This window comes from Anabaenopsis elenkinii CCIBt3563 (assembly GCF_015245355.1).
GTDB lineage: Bacteria > Cyanobacteriota > Cyanobacteriia > Cyanobacteriales > Nostocaceae > Anabaenopsis > Anabaenopsis elenkinii.
The window spans coordinates 330,627-349,842 of the sequence record NZ_CP063311.1 but is presented as its reverse complement, the minus strand read 5'-3'; the positions used below and the strand labels follow the sequence as shown (position 1 = coordinate 349,842).

Genomic DNA, 19,216 nt, shown 5'->3' with positions numbered 1-19,216 from the left:
TTAATCCTCACACTGTGATGGTTATCCCAACTCTAACGTAAATCAGATCAATTCCCTAGGGTTAAAACCGGAGCTGTTTGTAATCTTCTGTCTCCAGATTAATTATTAAAGCCAGCAGTCGGATTTGAACCGACGACCTTCCGATTACAAGTCGGATGCACTACCACTGTGCTATGCTGGCAAATATGGGGATGTTTTTCAAAACCCAACCGATTTTTAATCATATCATATATATTTAGATTGTCTACAGTCAAGGGCAAAAAAATCTTGATGTCGTTGCTCACGACATGGGTTGAGTGGTTGAGCGATCGCCCCAGCAACCGGAAAAAATAGTCATTTGAATGACCGCTAAAGTTGATAAATTAATATACATAGCAGAAACTAAATTCCAATACTGGGCTGAATGCAAAAAAATTTGGCTACAGTTTTACATCTGTACTTTTTCTTACCCAGCTAGGTCAAGTAACAGACTTATTGTTCTTTATAAATCGGAAGCATGACAGCGTTGATAGGACGAGATTTATTAAGCCTAGCGGACCTCAGTCCCCAGGAACTTCAAGAAATACTGCAACTAGCAACCCAACTAAAATCACAAAAGTTGAAGTTGCATTGTCATCAGGTCTTAGGTTTGTTATTCTCTAAAGCTTCAACTCGTACGCGAGTCAGTTTTACTGTAGCAATGTATCAATTAGGTGGACAGGTCATTGATCTTAACCCTAATGTCACTCAAGTTAGTCGCGGGGAGCCTCTGCAAGATACCGCACGGGTATTAGACCGATATTTAGATATTTTGGCGATTCGCACTTTTGCACAGCAGGATTTGGAAACTTTCGCCAATTATGCTAAAATTCCTGTAATTAACGCTCTCACAGACTTAGAACATCCTTGTCAAATACTAGCAGATTTACTGACAATTCAAGAATCATTTGGTGATATTCATGGGTTAACTTTAACCTATGTAGGGGATGGCAATAACGTTGCTAATTCTCTGATGCTGGGTTGCGCTTTGGCTGGAATGAATGTGAGAGTTGCCACACCCAAAGGATATGAACCTGATTTAGGGATTGTAGAACAAGCACGAGCCATTGCAGCGGGTAAAACTGAAGTTATGCTCACTCATGACCCGGAATTAGCCGCCAAAGAATCTGCTGTACTTTATACTGATGTTTGGGCAAGTATGGGGCAAGAAACAGAAGCAGATCATCGCTTCCCCATTTTTCAACCTTACCAAATTTCAGAAGAGTTATTAAGTCTTGCTGACCCAGAGGCAATTGTTTTACACTGCTTACCAGCCCATCGTGGAGAAGAAATTACCGAAGCCGTTCTGGAAGGTTCTCAATCACGAGTTTGGGAACAGGCGGAAAATCGCTTACACGCTCAAAAAGCCTTGCTTGCTAGTCTCTTAGGTGCCAAGTAAATATTTATTTGCAGTCAGGCAAAAGTCAAGATCATCATCTTTCTTTTGCCTTTAGAGTCCGAAATCACTGAGCACACACCTTGTGATCTGCAATATTCTATAGTACAAGTGTTCTAAAGACATTTGTATTTAGTTTCCCATAAATTTATGGAACCTCTCACAGAAGCTCAACAGGAATTATATGACTGGTTAGTAGAATATATCCGAGTTCACCAGCATTCTCCTTCAATTCGGCAAATGATGGTAGCAATGAAGCTGAAATCACCCGCACCAATTCAAAGTCGTTTGGACTATTTACGGACTAAAGGATATATAGAATGGAAAGAAGGTAAGGCCAGAACGATGCGGGTTTTACACCCTCACAAGCAAGGTATCCCTATTTTAGGCACAATTGCTGCTGGTGGTTTCATAGAACCTTTTACTGATTCCATAGATTATTTAGACTTTTCTCATATGGCTTTACCCCCCGATACCTACGGTTTACGGGTCGCTGGTGATAGTATGATTGATGATTTAATTGCTGATGGAGATTTAGTATTTCTCCATCCAGTATTACAACCAGATCAGTTGAAAAATGGTACCATCGTCGCTGCTAGGGTTGATGGATACGGGACTACTTTAAAGCGTTTTTATCGCCTGGATGATATGGTAACTCTCAAACCTGCTAATCCTAACTATCAACCTATTGAGATCCTCGCTACCCAAGTAGAAGTCCAGGGTTCTCTGGTTGCGGTGTGGCGAGTTTATTAAATCGGGACTAATGACTAATTATTTAGTACAGCATCTACCTAGTTTCCGTCTGCAAGTTCCATCTGTTAGGGAAGGTAAAGCAAATTATCAAACTGGTAGACTATTGCCAGGATGCCCTATCTTACCTCTATCTTTGCAGTTACGGCAATATCAACGCCAGGCTATCAATAGTTGGTTTGCCAATAATGGCAGAGGTACACTGAAAATGGCTACTGGTAGTGGCAAAACTATTACAGCATTAGCGATCGCTTGTGAACTCTATCAGCAGATTAATTTACAAGTGTTGCTGGTGGTCTGTCCTTATCGTCATCTTGTCACCCAATGGGCCAGAGAATGTGAAAAGTTTAACTTACACCCTATTTTAGCTTTCGAGAACTTACGCACTTGGCAAAGTCAACTGTCTACCCAACTGTATAATCTGCGGTCCGGTTCCCAAAAATTTATGACTGTGATTACTACCAACTCTACATTAATTACTGATGGTTTCCAATCAGAACTCAAATATTTCCCCCCAAAAACTCTAATTATTGGGGATGAAGCCCATAATTTAGGCGCACCAAGATTAGAGGAAAATTTACCGCGCCGTGTAGGGTTACGTCTGGCTTTATCTGCTACACCAGAAAGGTATTTTGACGATTATGGTACACAATCGTTATTTGATTATTTTGGTCCGGTTCTTCAACCAGAATTTACCCTCAAGGATGCGATCGCTCAAGGGGCTTTGGTACATTATTTATATTATCCCCTACTGGTGGAGTTAACAGACGCGGAAAGTCTAGCTTATTTGAAACTGACAAAAAAGATCGGGCGATCGCTATTATATCGAGAACGGGAAAATAGCAAGGTGCAAAACTGGGAAGACCAAGAAGATTTAAAGCCATTATTAATGCAACGGGCCCGGTTAATTGGTACAGCGTCAAATAAATTAACAGCTTTACGAGAATTAATGAGTACTCGCAGGGAAACTACTCACACTCTTTTTTATTGTAGCGATGGTTCCCAAACAACTGGACAGCGTTCATCCTTACATCAACTCAAAGCTGTTGCCAAAATTCTAGGTGTAGAGTTAGGTTATAGAGTCAGCACTTACACTGCACATACTTCCTTAAAACAAAGAGAAATTTTACGCCGTCAATTTGAAAGTGGGGAATTACAGGGTTTAGTCGCAATTCGTTGTTTAGATGAAGGGGTTGATATTCCCGCCATTCAAACTGCGGTGATTTTATCCAGTTCCGGAAATCCTCGCCAGTTTATTCAGCGTCGGGGGCGAGTTTTACGTCCTCACATTGGCAAACAACGCGCCACTATCTTCGATATGATTGTTTTACCACCTGATTTAGATCGGGAAACTATAGAAGTAGAACGCAATCTTTTAAAGAAAGAATTACGCCGCTTAGTAGAGTTTGCAGATTTAGCTGATAACGCCGGTGAAGCCAGAATGCAGTTACTCCATTTACAAAAGCGTTATGGTTTATTAGATATTTGAGCACTTCTACATACAACACCAAAAAAATGTAAATTTTATGTAAATTTTTTTTATAAGTTAGGGAATAAATGGGGCGTAATGTGAGAAGATGATATTAGGGTTAAATATAATCGGGTATGAGCTAAAATAAAAATTTTACAAACATCCCATTATGATAAAAATCTAACCTAATCTTACCAGAGACGATTGGGAAAGTCAACTTTTCCCCCATCAATTCCCAGGACAAAAATATAAATATCATCAGGTAGGTAGAATATAAAAAACCTATTGAAAACTTGAAATGAGTCCAGAGTCAAATATAGAGGATGTGCAGGAACCAATTACCAGCGCACCGCCAGAAGTGCGACAAATTATTGAGCGAGTATGGAAGTTAGAAAAAGGGAGACTAGATAAGAAAAGCAATAGCCATATAAATGAAGAGATATTGGATATTGTCAAGGAAGAGGTGCGATGAAGCTGACTTCAATTAAACTATGCAACTTTCGCTCCTTTTATGGTACAACACCAGAAATACTGCTGGCGGTAGGAGATCATCGTAACACCACAATTATTCATGGAAATAATGGTTCTGGAAAGACAAGTTTACTAAATGCGTTTACTTGGGTTTTATATGAAAAATTTACTGCTGCTTTTGCTTCCACAGAACAACTAGTTAATAAACGCTCAATAGCCGAAGCTCAAAAAGGTCAAGCTGTGGAATGTTGGGTAGAAGTGGCCTGGGAACATGAAGGTAAACGCTATCGAGTCAAACGTTCCTGTCGGGTTTATAAAAATGATATTGACTTTGAGTCGAGTAAAACTGAGTTACGGATGTGGGTATGTGAGGATGATGGTCAATGGTATATCCCCAACCAACAGCCCGATGATATCATTAATCAGATTTTACCCGCCAGTTTACATCAATATTTTTTCTTTGACGGTGAACGCATAGAAGAAATAGTACGATGTGATAAAAAAGCGGAAATTGCCGAAGCGACTAAAATCTTCTTGGGTGTCGAGGTGATTAACCGTTCCATTAGACACCTAGGAGAAGCTAAAAAAAGTTTGGAGAATGAACTAAAAACTATTGGTAATGCAGAAATAAAACAGCTGTTAAAACAGCAAGAGAAGATAGAACAAGAGACTGAACGTATTACTAACCGACAAACAGAAATTAAAAAAGAATTAGAATATCAACAAACCTTGAAAAAAGAGACAAGTAACCGCTTGCTAGAACTGGTTGCTGCTAAAGAATTGCAAGACAGATGGAAAAAGCTAGAATTACAGAAAGCAGAAAATAAGGAAGCATTTAAGAAAAACAAAGAAACACTAAAAAAAGTAATTTCCGCACGGGGTTATACAGTCCTGCTTTCAAATACTACATCTCAATTTCGGACAATTATTGATGATTTAAAACAGCAAGGTAAGTTAAAATCCGGTATTTCCCGAGAATTTGTCAATGAGTTATTAAAATCCCAACGCTGTATTTGTGGTGCTGAACTAAGCATTGGTACTGCTCATTATCAACATATTCAAACTTGGCTAGATAAAGCAGGTTCTTCACTAGTAGAAGAAACAGCGATTCGTATGGCTGTTCAAGTAGATGAAATTGATAAACAAGCCGCAGCTTTTTGGCAAGAAATTGATCAGGAACAAGGCAGAATTAAACATTTAAGGGAGACCATATCCCAAGTAGAGAATGAACTAGATAACATTCAAGATCAACTCAGAAAAGATACGAACGAAGAAATTAGCAGCTTACAAAAACGTTTAGACAAAATAGAAAGTAATGGTGATGAATTAAATAGAGAACAGGGTGCAAATCAGCAGAAAATTATCCAATTAACAACAGAACTTGATGGGTTAGCTAAACAAATATCTAAACAGAAACTGAATCAAGAAAAACAAAGATTAGCCCAGCGTCGCATTGATGCTACTCAAGATGCTATTAAACGCTTAACAGAAGTCAAAAATCGTCAAGAAAAACAATTTCGTCTCCAATTAGAAAAGCGAGTACAAGAGATATTCAATCAGCTTTCAGTCAAACCATATATTCCCAAAATTAGCGAAAAATATGAATTAACATTAGTAGAACATACTGCGGGTATAGAAGCACTAGTTGCATCTTCCACAGGGGAAAACCAAATTCTCAGTTTATCTTTTATTACTAGTATCATAGATAAGGTGAGACAATGGAGTCAAAATCGTAAAATGATGATGCTTCCTGATAGTAGCACTTTCCCCATAGTCATGGATTCGCCCTTTGGTAGTTTGGATGAAACCTCACGTAGACGTATAGCGGCGAAAATTCCTAAATTAGCTAATCAATTAATTGTGTTAGTAACTAAGACTCAATGGCGCGGTGAGGTGGAAGAGGAAATGACGGAACTCATTGGTAAAGAATATGTGCTGAATTATTATTCTTCTAAACCAAATTGTGAACATGAGTATATTCAGTTAGGGAAGGAAAGATATTCTTTGGTGAAACAAAGCCCCAATGAGTTTGAGTATACTGAAATTATCGAAGTAGTTCGTTAACTACCTAAACTTACCTTGCAGTTGAGCAAGAATTAGTTTCAGACTTAAACTAATTGCAGTGTTCTCAGCGCGATTGTACGGTTCCCGCAGTCGCAAAAACAAAAAATTGCACAAGGGCGATCGCTAGGGGTCTTAGTATAAAATAGTGATTTTACGGATAATGGTTGAAACTGGTAGAATCAGGGTTGCTAAAGATAAAGCTCAGTTAGTTAAGGATTTAACATCTGCAGACGGGGGAACCGGACCATTTTCCACCTTTGCTGATGTCATCGTATTTGCAGCAGCTTTGGGGGCGAAGCATAAAAAACGTGTACCCTTGGGGGAAATTTCCAAAAGGGAACCATCACCTATTAGGTTAGAATATTTTGCCTCAGTGGGAACCGACATAGTGATTAAATTATTAGGAGTCACTGAAACTCAGGATATTAAACTAATATCTCCCCATGAAGAAGAATATGAGAAGCAACGTAACCATATTTTTGAAGAATATGCTAACGGGGGACTGGAGATATTAGAACAAGAGTTACGGGGAGCAGTGGATTATACAGAGCGTATTTTATTATTTTTAACTTATGAAAGAACCAATGATGGAGAAGAAGAAGAGGAATTTGATTTAAGCAAATTTCTTTCTTGATGATAAACATCCAATTATAAAATAATTGGTAATCCTACTTGCTTAGGTTCAACCAACTTACCATCAAAGCCTATAGTTTTATTTTCCACAGTTCTCGCATCAGCCAAAGCCCTGCGCAGTTCAGCACGTTCCATCTGCTGCTGAATTCCACCCAAAATATAAATAAGTAACTTGGCTGCTAATTCCCGTCCAGAAACCTGCACCCGTTTTTTGTTGGGGTCGTACAAAACACCATACCATAAAGATTGTGGATACTCCATACCACTAAATCCCCCTTGTCGGTCAAATTTGCGCAGCTTTTTAAAGATATCTTCCAGTGAGAAACCCTTTTGAAAAACCAAAATTCCCACAGCTTGAGCTAAAGCTACTTGAGCTACAGGACGGAAAAGCATATTTCCCTCACCCCCGTCCTTTTCAAAGCTAAAGCGTCGCAAAGTAGGGGTATCTTCTTCATCCAACAGCTTATAGGTGGGAAGAGTTGCTAAATAATCAAATAGCTGGCGGAATTCCTGAATTCCCTGCTCAAGTTCTTCATCCTCTGGTCGCATAGGAATTAAGCCTTTTTCGGCAGGTTTCCAGTGAGGGAACTTTTGCCCCAAATATCGCTCACACATATCTTGGAGAGCTTGCAGGGTGGTTAAAACAGTAGAATTAGATGCGACTGTCCCACTATTCCAATTAACGCGAGGATTGCGATCTTGTCGTTGTTGTAAAAGCGGATGAGTAACAGCGATTTTTCTGGACACAATCGCAAAACCATCATCCTCATTTAGCTGTGCTAACTGACCTTTAGTTAAGGGTGCAGCCATTAAGTTAACATGAACAAAAATCGATCTCACCCTGCGCCGAGCTTGGGTGCGAGTTTCCCCAGACGCAACCGCACAGATGAACTCAATACCAATTTTTTCTTTAGGTAAGCTTTGTAAGTCATCAAGGTTGACTTGGTACTTTTCTATCAAATCACTGACTGTGATCAAATTATCATCAGCAGTTTTATCCTTCTTATAACGCTGAAGTTTGCTGGTTTTGATTAACTCCATCAAACCTTGCACACCCATCAACCGGTGTTGACCATCTAAGGCATAAATGGTGACATTATCCTCAGAAATATTCAGTAGACCAACTTTACCGTCTTGATCCAGGGGTGTAAAATCAGTGGTAGATTTTAAAGCTATTCCCTGACTATCCCACTCCGGAGCTTTGGGATTATCCACCCAGGGTTGATTAATCACCACTAGAACAGGTGGGAATTTGTGACTTTTCCGCGCTGCTAAATACTGTACTAGGGGTGCTTGTCGTGACCAGTCAAGGGGACGTTGCTGAATTTCATCAATACTGTCTGCGTCAATTTCTATATTACCAGTTTGTGGATTGTACTTTTTCTGTAGTAAGGGTAAACCAGATGCGAAGTGAACACGACCCGCAAACCATTCCAGGGTAACAGAACCAACATAAGCCTCAGTACCACCCATCTCAGTTTTTTGGACAAAAATATGGTCTTTTTTGGCTAAGAAATTTTGTATTAGTAAGGATAGTACCTGTTTTTCCTTGTGTTCTCTTTCCAGGTATTCCTGAGCAATATCTGAGTGTGTCATGTGAAATTTTAAAAACTAAATGTTGTAGGATAAGAGAATTATCCACAAAATTGGGTATTAGGAGTAAGATTTTTAAAAATTATTTGTACTTATATTAAGTAAGTTCTTTTGTATGTTAGTTATTTCCATTCACAGGGATGGAAATAGTCACGCAGATATTTTCAGAGGTAAAAAGACTATGACTACAGCACAACAACCAGAAAATCAAGGTCAGCAATCGCGGACTGTAGCAAATTTAGTGGCTGATATCCAAGCCTTGACCACTGAAATTCAAGAATTGTATTGTTTAGATGATGTACCTTGGGTAGTGGGGTATTCAGGTGGTAAAGACAGTACAGCAACTTTACAACTGGTGTGGAATGCGATCGCCGGACTACCACCGGAAAAAATCCACAAAAAAATTTACGTAATTACCACAGATACACTGGTAGAAAATCCTATTGTAGCTGCATGGGTACGAAATTCTCTCAAACAGATGAAAACAGAAGCCCAAAGGCAAAAATTACCATTTGAACCCCATTTATTACAACCAGAACCTAAACAGACTTTTTGGGTGGGTTTGATTGGTAAAGGTTATCCAGCGCCCAGAGGTAAATTTCGCTGGTGTACAGAACGTCTGAAAATCAACCCCTCTAATCGCTTTATCCGTGATGTGATCCGCACCAAAGGGGAAGCCATTGTTGTCCTAGGTACTCGCAAAGCTGAAAGCAGAGCACGTGCGAATAGAATGAAAAAATGGGAAGCTAAACGGGTACGTGATCACCTCAGTCCTAACATGAACTTACCCAACTCCCTAGTTTACAGTCCCATTGAGGACTGGCAAAATGATGAGGTTTGGATTTATCTCATGCAATGGGAAAACCCTTGGAATTATAGCAATAAAGATTTATTCGCTATATATAGAGGTGCATCTGCTGATAATGAATGTCCTTTAGTAGTGGATACAACTACTCCCAGTTGTGGTAGTTCCCGGTTTGGTTGCTGGGTGTGTACATTAGTGAGTCAAGATAAATCACTCACAGCTATGATTCAAAACGATGAAGAAAAGGAGTGGATGCAACCTTTACTTGATTTCCGTAAAGAATTAGATATTGAAGAAAACCGCGATCGCAGAGACTTTCGCCGCAGGAGTGGGGATGTCCAACTATATGAACGTAACTTAGAAGGTGAAGTATCCGTTGAGCCTATTCCGGGGCCATATATTAAAGAAGCGCGTGAAGATTGGTTGAGAAAGTTACTCACAGTTCAAAAACAACTCCGAGTTAGAGCACCAGAAAATATGCGCGACATTACTCTGATTACCCCCGAAGAACTGAGTGAGATTCGCCGCATTTGGCTAGAAGAAAGACATGAGTTTGATGACAGCTTACCTCGCATTTATCAAGAGGTGACTGGTGAACTTTTCCAAGATCCCCGCCCCGGTGCTGGGTATAGTTTACTGGGTAGTGATGAATGGATGGTACTAGAAGAAATCTGTGGCGATGATGGGATGCATTTGGAACTAATGGCTAAATTGTTGGACACAGAACGCCAGTATCGTAAAAAGGGGCGCAGGGTAGGAATATATGACACCCTAGAAAAATGTTTTGCTACCAGTTCCCGTTCCCCTGAAGAAGCAATTAAAAACGCCCATTTAAAACGTGATTTAAAAACAGCCGTTGACGCAGGTGATGTAGAAAAAGTCAAGCAGCTGACCTTGGGTAATGCTATGAATGAACCCGATCAACAGCCTAGTTGGGAAAGCATGAAATTTAAACAGCAACATATAACAGGGAATTAGTTAAAATCTGTTATTCCCCCATATCCTAGAAAATCACAAATCAATGATATTCCTTGAACTCGTATTACAAAACTTTGGTCCTTACTTTGGTCGTCAGGTAATCAATCTTGACCCAAGAATTGATGGAGAAAATGCTTATCCCATTATTCTGTTCGGGGGGATGAATGGCGGTGGAAAAACTACCCTCATGGATGCAATGCGCCTCGCATTATATGGGCATCGCGCTCAATGTTCCACTCGTGGTAACTTAAGTTATCACGAGTTTCTCACCCAATGCGTTAATAGCCAAACTCCCCAGCTGGAAGATACTCGCATTGAGTTAGTTTTTGAACATATTGAAAATGATCAACCAGTAAAATATAGAGTTGTGCGACGCTGGACAAAAGAACCTAAAGATGGTAAAGACCAATTAGGTATTTTAGATGCTCAAGAATGGCTGGATATTGCCTTAGTAAATATTTGGGATGAGTATATAGAAAATCTCTTACCATTAGGAATTTCTAACTTGTTTTTATTTGATGGTGAACAAGTTAAGGAATTGGCAGAACAAGAAACACCTCCACCCCTGGTAGTTGATGCAATTCGGGGACTTTTGGGCTTAGAGCTAGCTGAACGATTATCAGTTGATTTAGATATTATAGTCAACCGCAAGCGTAAGGAAATCGCTGATACTCAAGACTTGGTGAATTTAGAAACAATTGAACAGAAACTCCAGGGACAACAACAGGAATATCAGCAACTCGAGCAGCAATTACAAGAATTTAACAATACTTTATTAGAGGCCGAGATTAAGCAGCAAGAAGCTTTTGACAAATTCATTGCCGAAGGTGGTAAAATAGCAGGCGATCGCAGTCAGTTAGAAAAACAGAAATATGAGATAAATACCGCAGTAGAAAAGACACGTTTAGCCATGGGTGAATTAGCTGCGGATATCTTACCTTTAGCTTTAATTGAACCTTTACTCCAAGAAACTTATATGCAAGGAGAGAGAGAATTGCGTTCTCAACAAGCTAAAGTCGCCTATGATCTACTATTACACAGAGACCAGCGTTTAATTGAGTTGATTAATCAATTAAAAATTAGTCACAAGCAAATTGATAAAATCAAAGAATTTATTGCAGCCGAAAATCAGAAGATTCAGCAAGACACCATACAAGAATCTTGGCTATTAACTGACCCGGAAACCCTGAATCAATTAGATAATATTATTCACCATTATTTGTTGTATACAAAAAAAGTAACCCAAGATAAGTTAACAGATTTACGCCTTCAAGAAGAACAAATCGTCACCCTAGAAAGACAAATTCAAACCGCAGCATCTCCAGAAGATTATCAAAGATTAGTAGATAACTTACAACAAACACAACAGGAAGTTGCACAAGCAAAAGCAGCGTGTGAAATCGCCAAAGGTCGATTAAGTCAGTTAGAGACAGAGATTCGTAATACCAAAAAGAGCCTAGAAGAATATACAGAAACTAATATTGACCGCAAAAATAACGAACATATTATTAACGCAGCTGCTAAAGTTCAAGACACATTAAAAGTCTTCCGAGAGAAATTAACACTCAGAAAACTCAATAAACTAGAAATTGAAGTTACAGAATGCTTTCGCTACCTGCTACACAAGTCAGATTTAGTGCATCGAGTCGCCATCGACACCAACACATTCAGCCTATCGCTGTATGATTTTCAGGGTAAATCTGTATCTAAACAGAGACTTTCTGCAGGAGAGAAGCAACTATTAGCCATTGCATTTCTCTGGGGATTAGCGCGAGTCTCAGGACGTCGCTTACCCGTAGCCATAGACACCCCCCTAGGTAGACTAGACTCATCTCATCGGGGAAACCTCCTAGAAAGGTATTTCCCATCTGCTAGCCATCAAGTTATACTGTTATCAACAGATACAGAAATTGGTAAATATGAAGTAGAAACACTGAGAAATAATCAAGCGATCGCCCGGGAATACCTCCTCAAGTATAACTCCTCTACCCGTCAAACTACAGTCAAAGAAAATCAATATTTTTGGTAATTATGGAATCTCCGATTGAAAGAATCAAACTTTCTCAAACAGCTAAAGAACAACTACTTAAACTTAAACGTAGCACTAAAATTGACCAATGGAACATTTTATGTCGCTGGGCTTTTTGTCGTTCCTTAGCAGAAGATACCCCACCCTCACCCGTACCCATTCCCCAAGATAGCAACGTAGAAATGACCTGGCGGGTATTTGGTGGCGAAATCTCTGATCTTCTGATTCTCGCCCTCAAACAACGCTGCCATAATGATGGATTTGCTACTGATAAAGAAACCCTAGCTACGCAGTTTCGCTTACACTTACATCGTGGAATTGCTTATTTAGCAGGGGACACAAATATCAAGAGAATTGAAGACTTAATTGAATTAGCACTCAAACATTGAAAGGATATTAGTTAACTGTTAACTGATATGACCGAATCTTTAGAAATCGAGCGTCACAGAGCAGCGATCGCTCGTCATGATATATCTCGCCCCGTCCGCTTGGCAATAGAATGGCAAATTCTCAATCAAGAGACTTCATTTTTTGATTATGGCTGTGGCCACGGTGGTGATGTGCAGCGAGTCGCCAAATTAGGCTATAGCAGCGCCGGTTGGGACCCTTACTATTTTCCCCACCAAACCATTAGCCCTGCAGATATAGTCAACTTGGGTTATGTCCTCAACGTGATTGAAGACCAAGAGGAACGTCGCCAAAGTCTGCTCCGCGCCTGGGAAATTACCCAAAAAGTTCTCATTGTCGCTGCACAAGTATTAATTAACGCTCCGAGTAAAACCCAACTAGCTTACAGCGACGGTATAGTTACTCGCCGTAACACCTTTCAGAAATATTACGAACAACAAGAACTCAAAACTTACATAGATGAGGTACTGAATGTAGATGCAGTCCCAGTAGCCTTGGGTGTGTATTTTGTGTTTCGTGATGATCTAGAAAAAGAAAGTTTTAAAGCCATCCGCTTCTTTTCCAGCACTGCTACACCTAGAGTCCGTATTCCCAGCAAGCGGTTTGAGGACTACGAGCAACAACTAAAACCACTGATGGACTTTTTTACCAAACGTGGCAGGTTACCCGTAAAAGGTGAATTAGGCAACCAAGAAGAACTACTCACAGAATTTGGTAGCTTCCGCCGCGCCTTTAATCTAGTTTTACAAGTTACCGATGAAGCAGAATGGGATGCGATCGCCTATCGTCGTTCCCTAGATATACAAGTATACCTTGCCCTGAGCCACTTTGATCAACGTCCCACATGGCAGAAACTAGCCGCACAAATGCGCCACGACATCAAAGCCTTCTTTGGTAGCTACGAAGAAGCTTGTCAAGTAGCTGACCAAAAGCTTTTCAGCTTAGGTAATCCCCAAGTTATCCACAAAGCCTGTCAACAAAGCAAAATTGGCAAACATACAAGGGGCGCACTTTACGTTCATGTGTCCGCCCTAGCAGAACTTGATCCCTTACTACGAATTTATGAAAGTTGTGCTAGTCGTACCATTGGGCGTGTAGATGGAGCCACATTAATCAAATACCATCTTGACAAACAACAAATATCTTACTTATTTTACCCACAATTTGACAGTGATCCCCATCCAGCCTTAAAAGCGAGTATTACCATTGACTTAAAGACCTTATATATTACTCACCGAGATTACGCACACAGAGTAAATCCCCCCATTTTGCACCGCAAAGAAACCTTTGTCACTGCCAATTACCCACACTACCAAGAATTTGCCCAACTCACCCAACAAGAAGAGCAATTAGGATTACTCAAGCAAAAAAGTGACATTGGTACTCGTGCTGGTTGGGAAAAATGCTTGGCTGCACACGGCGTAAAAATCACAGGTCATCAAATTCTTAAAGAATTTTAACATTACGCGGAAGTCCCCACCCTCACCATTCCCTGTTCCCTGTTCCCCTAGAATCATCCAGCAACTGTGGCAAGATAACTGCAATTGATCAAATTGAGAAGGAACCTGGACAAAATGAACCCCGTGCGATCGCTAGTAAAAGTTTTTGGTAGCCGTAAAATGGCCGCCTTGACATTAATAGGTTTCTCATCAGGCTTACCATTGTACTTAACCAGCCGAACCCTACAGGCTTGGATGACTGTAGAACAGGTAGATTTAGGTGCTATTGGCTTATTCAGCCTTGTAGGTCTACCCTACTCCTTAAAATTTATCTGGTCACCCTTGCTAGACAGGTTTGCAGTGCCAATTTTAGGGAGGCGACGCGGCTGGTTAATTACACTGCAAATTGGGTTATTAATTGCCATCGCCCTCATGGCTTGGCAACAACCCAAGCAAGCATTACAATTATTAGCGATTAATGCTGTGGCGATCGCCTTTTTAAGTGCCAGTCAAGACATTGCCGCCGATGCCTACCGTACTGATGTTTTAGAAGAATTAGAATTAGGAGCAGGTGCTGCTGTTTACGTCTTAGGTTATCGAGTAGCGCTGTTATTCACAGGGTCTTTGGCATTAATCCTAGCGGACAGTTTACCTTGGTCATCAGTTTACCTATTGATGTCCTTAGGTATGGCCATTGGAATTATTGCCACCTTATTTGCACCAGAACCCAAAGAAACCAGACCACCAGAATCTTTAGCAGCGGCGGTGATTTTACCCTTTGGGGAATTTTTCGGGCGCCAGGGTATACTCCAAGCAATTTTAATTCTGCTGTTCATCGTCCTGTATAAACTTGGCGATGCCTTTGTCAACAATATGTCTACACCCTTTTTGTTGCAAACAGGATTTACCCAAAGCGATATTGGCGCAATTCAAGGTGGTATGGGGCTAATTGCTACCATCGTTGGCACCTTAGCAGGGGGAGCAATTTTAAGTAGAATTGGTCTCAATCGTTCACTGTGGTTGTTTGGTGCTTTGCAAGCAGTGAGTAACTTAGCTTACTATGCCCTTGCTAATCTTGGTCAAAACTACTCAGCTTTAGTGTTAACAATTAACATTGAAAACTTCTGCGGTGGCTTGGGAACAGCAGCCTTTGTGGCATTTTTGATGAATATGTGTAACCAGCGGTTTTCCGCCACCCAATATGCTTTATTGTCCAGTTTCATGGCCGTGAGTCGTGATATCCTAGTCGCCCCTGCTGGGACTTTAGCAAAAACCACAGGTTGGCCTCTATTTTTCATTATCAGTATAGTTGCGGCTATACCAGGACTACTTCTGTTACCATTCTTTGCTCCTTGGAACCCTAAACCAGTGTTAATATCCAGACCAGGACTTGAAGAAGATGAGGATTTATGGGGAATCAAGTAGTTATTATTGTTGGCACATTTATTCTCTTACTCACTGGTGTGTTACTTGGCTATGTTCTCTCACAGTTAGTTTTAGGATTTCTAGAAATTAACCAACTCACACTCTTGGGAACATTCAGCCTAGTTGTGATTTTTATTACCCTGTATTACGTTTTGTTTTGGCAGCTAGGTCGAGAAAAATCACGCTTAAGAGCTAAACGCAAACGAGAACCGGTGCAGGAGCAAACAACAACCCTAATACCGGATAGCCATCTCAAAAATAAACTCATTGCCAAATTAGGAGGTGATGTAGCCGCGGCGGAACAATTGATTCAACAAGCCAGGGTTAATTATCCGGGAATGCCAGAAAATTGGTACTGTGAAAGAGCTATTGATGATTTAGAACGGGAGCAACGCTAACCAGCTTCAAAACTCGATAGAATAAGTCAAGCCAATATTCTCAGTAGCCCCAAGATTGCAATTAAATTATGGTGATCATTCGTCAGTATATTGCCCCATTGCTAGTAGTGTTAATCTTTTCATTAGCACTGGTAGCAGTCAGCGCCCGCATTTTCCTCCCCTCTGATATGGCAGCACCCGCACCAGTAGAAGAGAATCGGCAAATAGGAACATGGGTGAATGGGGAAGAAGAATTATTTTCTGTTTCACTAACCCCTGGGGTGTCTTTGTCTATGTTACCCCTGGTAACAAAATAACCACAAGAGAATTTAACGGGAACTGAGTTTGTCTGAGGAACTCCTACCAGGTTACTATATTCTTCCTGGTTCAACACAAGAGCGATCGCTGCTAGTCAAGTTTATGCAGCAAACTTACCGGGAACTATTTCCCCAGCAAGACTTTGCCCATCTAGCCAGAACCGTTGACCAGTATTTCTCCCCAGATACACCCTTGTGGTGGGTAAAGTGCTTGGGTGAGGAATCCCCTATTATTGCCTGTCTCTGGGTGGGAAATGCCATAGATCAAGTCCGGGGCGATCGCCATGCTCACATTTTTCTCCTCTACGTTGTCCCAGAACATCGGCGACGGGGTATTGGTACAGCTATGATCAAGTATGTGGAAAATTGGGCAACTCAAAGAGGCGATCGCCAAATTGGTTTACAGGTTTTTCCATCCAACTCAGCAGCCTTCAACCTTTACCATAACTTAGGTTATCAAACCCAATCCCTATGGATGCTAAAATCACTATCTAAAGGTTTGTAGTCAGGAGTCCTAATTTTATTTACCCCTAAATGACCTAAATATATCAACAATCTTTATGGTAGAAGATAAATATATAAATATTCATTATGTATGACGAAGAAGACCTAAGCCTACTTGATGGAGAAGTAGAGCTAGAAAGCCCCCTGGATGACATAGCAGCCCTCACCACTGAATCTCAAGGACCAAAGCCAGATCCAGAGGAAATGCTAGCTCTTTTGGCAAATCATCAACCCCAACAACGGATGCTTGCAGCTCGTGCTTTTTGTGATCTGGAAGATGCACGGGCTACACCCCATTTAATTCGGCTGTTAACTGATACCTGTCCCTTGGTGCGAGTGAGTGCAGCCTATGGGATTGGACGCAATCCCAGCCCAGAAGCAGTAGAACCGTTAATCAATCAACTTAACAAAGACTGGAATGGCTATGTACGTAAGGGGGTAGTTTGGGCCTTAGGAAATTGCCGCGATCGCCGTTCTCTAGCTCCCCTAGCAGACGCTTTAAAAACCGACATTTCCGCCGTGCGTTTGTGGTCTGCTAGCGCCTTAGCCCAAATGGCAGATGTTGGATATGAGGCTGTTGTGGGAGCAATACCACCACTAATTGAAGCCTTAGTCCAAGACCCAGTAGCAGCAGTGCGGAGTAACTGCGCTTGGACAATTGGGCAATTGTGCCGAGAATTACCCTCTAATATCATCTATGCCACAGCGATCGACGCTTTGATTCAAGCCTTCGCCGAAGACAAGGATTTAGGAGTGCGGGAAGACGCTAAAGCCTCACTATTAGGGGTAGGTGACCCCCGTGGCTTACAGCTGATTGAAACCCTAGAACAAGAGGGATGGTTTTGAGGAGTGGGGAATGATGCTTACAGCCATCGCTTTGCTGTCTAAGATTTCTGTCTCTGAGCGATTTGCATAAGCAGACGAAGTGCTTCGTTAACCGATTCACTTGTGGGAAAGGCTTGAGCAACGTCAGGTTCAAGTAATACTACATTTGTTCCTGCTTGGTAGCGATCAACATATTTTCCTCTAACACCACCCTGCATCTTGCTAAAGTCATACTCAGGTCTTAAGTCGTCTTCTAGCTCGTGGTTACTCTCCATCTTCATAAAACCTCCGCTCATTTCGGGTTCCTTCTCGTGCGCTGATAATCCGAACGCGATCTGCTCGATCTGTATGGGAGACTATCAGGATACGATTAGCACTGGATAATCCAATGATAACGTAACGCTCCTCACCGTAAGAGTGATCTGGGTCAGGGAATGTCACAGATAAAGGATCATTGAAAACAGTAGACGCCTCGTTGAATGAAACGCCATGCTTTTTCAGGTTCAAGTTCGCCTTGTCTGGATTCCATTCAAATTGCATTTAAACAACACTTGCTACTCTACTTGATTTTTACGTAAAACATCGGTGTTTAATAATTAGGTTGCCGACACTGAATATTAGGATCTAAAAGTCGGGAACTAAGAGGATGTTTGGAAAGTATTAAACAACTCAATTAAGCGAGTCTTCTAAGAGGATGTTTGGAAAGTATTAAACAGGTAATTTTTATATTAGGGAACAGGGAACAGGGAACAGGGAACACACCGAAGGATTGGGAAGGATTGGGGAACACACCGAAACAATAAAATCCAGTCCCCTCCCCTTACAAGGCTATTCATTACTCACATCTTTCTTAACAATCTTGAAACATTTATGTGGCAATGGTTTCAAGGCTTGAAAATTTACCTAGTCTTGACAAAATGTACCTTATTATTCTTGATAAAACCCTTATTTTATTGAGAATCATCAACGGAGGATTAAGGTTTGGGGGTTTGCGAGCGATCGCTCTCACGAATGTTAAGAAAGATCCGGGTAATGGATAGCCTTACAAGGGGAGGGTTAGGGTGGGGTAAAACAATATTTGATACACTAATCATACCTTTTAAAACATCCTCTAAGCATTAACCGAATCATGGCGATTTGCACAAAGGTTTCATGGGTCTGGGGTAAAATTTCGTAGTCCTTACTCAATCGACGACACCAATTAAACCAACCAAAACTACCCTCGACAACCCAACGCTTTGGTAACAGAACAAAGCCTTTAGTATTAACCGGACGACGTACAACCTGCAAAACCCAGTGATACGTATCCATCACCCATCTCATAAAGCCTTTACCTTGATAGCCAGCATCAACCCAAATGTGCACCAAGCGATTCAAGCGATCGCTAATTCTGTTCTTGGCTTGGGCGAATAATTTTTTTGCTCCTGCTTGATCGGATTCATAAGCCGAGGTGACCACAACCATCAAAACCAATCCCAGAGTGTCAACTAAAAAATGCCGTTTACGTCCCTTAACCAGTTTCCCAGAATCAAAACCGACAGCTTGGGATACAATTGTTCCACTCTCTACAGACTGAGAATCCACAATTGCTGCACTTGGGTTTGGTTCATGGTCTTCGAGAACACGTACCCACTGTTGAAGTTTGTGGTTAATGCGTTCCCATGTACCATCCAGGCGCCATTTTCGGAAGTACATATCCCTCTTCTGTCACTT

Annotated in this window: 19 protein-coding genes and 1 tRNA gene; 15 read left to right on the top strand and 5 right to left on the bottom strand. The window is 41.0% G+C overall.

Going from position 1 to position 19,216, the window contains the following annotated elements:
• Positions 1–109: 109 nt before the first annotated feature.
• Positions 110–181, bottom strand: a tRNA-Thr gene (locus tag IM676_RS01595).
• Positions 182–496: 315 nt separating this feature from the next.
• Here IM676_RS01595 and argF point away from each other — a divergent pair.
• The 6 genes from argF to IM676_RS01565 all read left to right on the top strand — a co-directional run bounded on the left by argF (position 497) and on the right by IM676_RS01565 (position 6,804).
• A complete protein-coding gene (gene argF, locus IM676_RS01590; RefSeq protein WP_200988683.1) occupies positions 497–1,417 on the top strand; it encodes an ornithine carbamoyltransferase in 921 nt (306 codons plus the stop codon).
• 147 nt (positions 1,418–1,564) lie between these two features.
• Positions 1,565–2,167 (top strand): transcriptional repressor LexA, encoded by a 603-nt coding sequence (gene lexA / locus IM676_RS01585; RefSeq protein WP_200988682.1) that lies wholly within the window; start codon positions 1,565–1,567, stop codon positions 2,165–2,167.
• A 10-nt stretch (positions 2,168–2,177) separates the two neighbouring features.
• Positions 2,178–3,653 carry a DNA phosphorothioation system restriction enzyme gene (locus tag IM676_RS01580; RefSeq protein WP_200988681.1) on the top strand — a complete coding sequence of 492 codons (1,476 nt, stop codon included), beginning with the start codon at positions 2,178–2,180 and terminating at the stop codon, positions 3,651–3,653.
• A gap of 280 nt (positions 3,654–3,933) precedes the next feature.
• Positions 3,934–4,107: a hypothetical protein gene (locus tag IM676_RS01575; RefSeq protein ID WP_200988680.1), complete on the top strand. Its 174-nt coding sequence runs from the start codon at positions 3,934–3,936 to the stop codon at positions 4,105–4,107.
• Positions 4,104–6,170 (top strand): AAA family ATPase, encoded by a 2,067-nt coding sequence (locus tag IM676_RS01570; RefSeq protein ID WP_200988679.1) that lies wholly within the window; start codon positions 4,104–4,106, stop codon positions 6,168–6,170. The genes IM676_RS01575 and IM676_RS01570 overlap by 4 nt, the downstream gene beginning before the upstream one ends.
• A 160-nt stretch (positions 6,171–6,330) precedes the next feature.
• The gene (locus IM676_RS01565; RefSeq protein WP_200988678.1) at positions 6,331–6,804 is read left to right on the top strand and encodes a DNA phosphorothioation-associated protein 4; all 474 of its coding nucleotides are present in this window, start codon (positions 6,331–6,333) and stop codon (positions 6,802–6,804) included.
• A 14-nt stretch (positions 6,805–6,818) separates the two neighbouring features.
• On the opposite strand, the gene IM676_RS01560 is transcribed toward IM676_RS01565, so the two are convergent.
• The gene (locus IM676_RS01560) at positions 6,819–8,399 is read right to left on the bottom strand and encodes a DGQHR domain-containing protein (RefSeq protein ID WP_200988677.1); all 1,581 of its coding nucleotides are present in this window, start codon (positions 8,397–8,399) and stop codon (positions 6,819–6,821) included.
• Between the two features lie 178 nt (positions 8,400–8,577).
• Between IM676_RS01560 and dndC the strand changes: the two genes are divergently transcribed.
• From dndC to IM676_RS01515, 9 genes are all read left to right on the top strand, one after another.
• Entirely contained in the window at positions 8,578–10,179 is a 1,602-nt protein-coding gene (dndC, locus tag IM676_RS01555) for a DNA phosphorothioation system sulfurtransferase DndC (protein ID WP_200988676.1), read from the top strand.
• A gap of 43 nt (positions 10,180–10,222) precedes the next feature.
• Positions 10,223–12,208, top strand: a complete 1,986-nt coding sequence (gene dndD / locus IM676_RS01550) for a DNA sulfur modification protein DndD (protein ID WP_200988675.1) — start codon at positions 10,223–10,225, stop codon at positions 12,206–12,208.
• Between the two features lie 2 nt (positions 12,209–12,210).
• Positions 12,211–12,597, top strand: coding sequence for a DNA sulfur modification protein DndE (gene dndE, locus IM676_RS01545; RefSeq protein WP_200988674.1), 387 nt, complete (start codon positions 12,211–12,213; stop codon positions 12,595–12,597).
• Positions 12,598–12,624: 27 nt separating this feature from the next.
• Positions 12,625–14,076, top strand: coding sequence for a DNA phosphorothioation-associated putative methyltransferase (locus tag IM676_RS01540; protein WP_200988673.1), 1,452 nt, complete (start codon positions 12,625–12,627; stop codon positions 14,074–14,076).
• A 114-nt stretch (positions 14,077–14,190) separates the two neighbouring features.
• Positions 14,191–15,480, top strand: a complete 1,290-nt coding sequence (locus IM676_RS01535) for an AmpG family muropeptide MFS transporter (RefSeq protein ID WP_200990036.1) — start codon at positions 14,191–14,193, stop codon at positions 15,478–15,480.
• The gene (locus IM676_RS01530) at positions 15,465–15,878 is read left to right on the top strand and encodes an ABC transporter permease (protein ID WP_200988672.1); all 414 of its coding nucleotides are present in this window, start codon (positions 15,465–15,467) and stop codon (positions 15,876–15,878) included. Before IM676_RS01535 ends, IM676_RS01530 begins: the two co-directional genes overlap by 16 nt.
• A gap of 68 nt (positions 15,879–15,946) precedes the next feature.
• Positions 15,947–16,174, top strand: a complete 228-nt coding sequence (locus IM676_RS01525) for a hypothetical protein (RefSeq protein ID WP_200988671.1) — start codon at positions 15,947–15,949, stop codon at positions 16,172–16,174.
• A 103-nt stretch (positions 16,175–16,277) separates the two neighbouring features.
• A complete protein-coding gene (locus IM676_RS01520; RefSeq protein WP_404799835.1) occupies positions 16,278–16,679 on the top strand; it encodes a GNAT family N-acetyltransferase in 402 nt (133 codons plus the stop codon).
• 86 nt (positions 16,680–16,765) lie between these two features.
• A complete protein-coding gene (locus IM676_RS01515) occupies positions 16,766–17,524 on the top strand; it encodes a HEAT repeat domain-containing protein (RefSeq protein WP_200988669.1) in 759 nt (252 codons plus the stop codon).
• Positions 17,525–17,562: 38 nt separating this feature from the next.
• On the opposite strand, the gene IM676_RS01510 is transcribed toward IM676_RS01515, so the two are convergent.
• The 3 genes from IM676_RS01510 to IM676_RS01500 form a co-directional block, all read right to left on the bottom strand.
• Positions 17,563–17,784 (bottom strand): hypothetical protein, encoded by a 222-nt coding sequence (locus IM676_RS01510; protein ID WP_200990035.1) that lies wholly within the window; start codon positions 17,782–17,784, stop codon positions 17,563–17,565.
• On the bottom strand, positions 17,768–18,043 hold the full coding sequence (locus IM676_RS01505) for a BrnT family toxin (RefSeq protein WP_200988668.1): 276 nt from the start codon (positions 18,041–18,043) through the stop codon (positions 17,768–17,770). Before IM676_RS01505 ends, IM676_RS01510 begins: the two co-directional genes overlap by 17 nt.
• 546 nt (positions 18,044–18,589) lie before the next feature.
• Positions 18,590–19,198, bottom strand: coding sequence for an IS5 family transposase (locus tag IM676_RS01500; RefSeq protein ID WP_200988667.1), 609 nt, complete (start codon positions 19,196–19,198; stop codon positions 18,590–18,592).
• Positions 19,199–19,216 lie beyond the last annotated feature (18 nt).

Bases quoted from the DNA above. Each gene is read 5' to 3' on its own strand.
- argF (WP_200988683.1), top strand. From the start codon at position 497: ATGACAGCGTTGATAGGACGAGATTTATTAAGCCTAGCGGACCTCAGT.
- IM676_RS01565 (WP_200988678.1), top strand. From the start codon at position 6,331: ATGGTTGAAACTGGTAGAATCAGGGTTGCTAAAGATAAAGCTCAGTTA.
- IM676_RS01500 (WP_200988667.1), bottom strand. From the start codon at position 19,198: ATGTACTTCCGAAAATGGCGCCTGGATGGTACATGGGAACGCATTAAC.
- IM676_RS01520 (WP_404799835.1), top strand. From the start codon at position 16,278: ATGCAGCAAACTTACCGGGAACTATTTCCCCAGCAAGACTTTGCCCAT.
- IM676_RS01505 (WP_200988668.1), bottom strand. From the start codon at position 18,043: ATGCAATTTGAATGGAATCCAGACAAGGCGAACTTGAACCTGAAAAAG.
- IM676_RS01570 (WP_200988679.1), top strand. From the start codon at position 4,104: ATGAAGCTGACTTCAATTAAACTATGCAACTTTCGCTCCTTTTATGGT.
- IM676_RS01515 (WP_200988669.1), top strand. From the start codon at position 16,766: ATGTATGACGAAGAAGACCTAAGCCTACTTGATGGAGAAGTAGAGCTA.
- IM676_RS01535 (WP_200990036.1), top strand. From the start codon at position 14,191: ATGAACCCCGTGCGATCGCTAGTAAAAGTTTTTGGTAGCCGTAAAATG.
- IM676_RS01525 (WP_200988671.1), top strand. From the start codon at position 15,947: ATGGTGATCATTCGTCAGTATATTGCCCCATTGCTAGTAGTGTTAATC.
- IM676_RS01540 (WP_200988673.1), top strand. From the start codon at position 12,625: ATGACCGAATCTTTAGAAATCGAGCGTCACAGAGCAGCGATCGCTCGT.
- dndC (WP_200988676.1), top strand. From the start codon at position 8,578: ATGACTACAGCACAACAACCAGAAAATCAAGGTCAGCAATCGCGGACT.
- IM676_RS01575 (WP_200988680.1), top strand. From the start codon at position 3,934: ATGAGTCCAGAGTCAAATATAGAGGATGTGCAGGAACCAATTACCAGC.
- IM676_RS01560 (WP_200988677.1), bottom strand. From the start codon at position 8,399: ATGACACACTCAGATATTGCTCAGGAATACCTGGAAAGAGAACACAAG.
- IM676_RS01580 (WP_200988681.1), top strand. From the start codon at position 2,178: ATGACTAATTATTTAGTACAGCATCTACCTAGTTTCCGTCTGCAAGTT.
- IM676_RS01530 (WP_200988672.1), top strand. From the start codon at position 15,465: ATGGGGAATCAAGTAGTTATTATTGTTGGCACATTTATTCTCTTACTC.
- IM676_RS01510 (WP_200990035.1), bottom strand. From the start codon at position 17,784: ATGAAGATGGAGAGTAACCACGAGCTAGAAGACGACTTAAGACCTGAG.
- dndD (WP_200988675.1), top strand. From the start codon at position 10,223: ATGATATTCCTTGAACTCGTATTACAAAACTTTGGTCCTTACTTTGGT.
- dndE (WP_200988674.1), top strand. From the start codon at position 12,211: ATGGAATCTCCGATTGAAAGAATCAAACTTTCTCAAACAGCTAAAGAA.
- lexA (WP_200988682.1), top strand. From the start codon at position 1,565: ATGGAACCTCTCACAGAAGCTCAACAGGAATTATATGACTGGTTAGTA.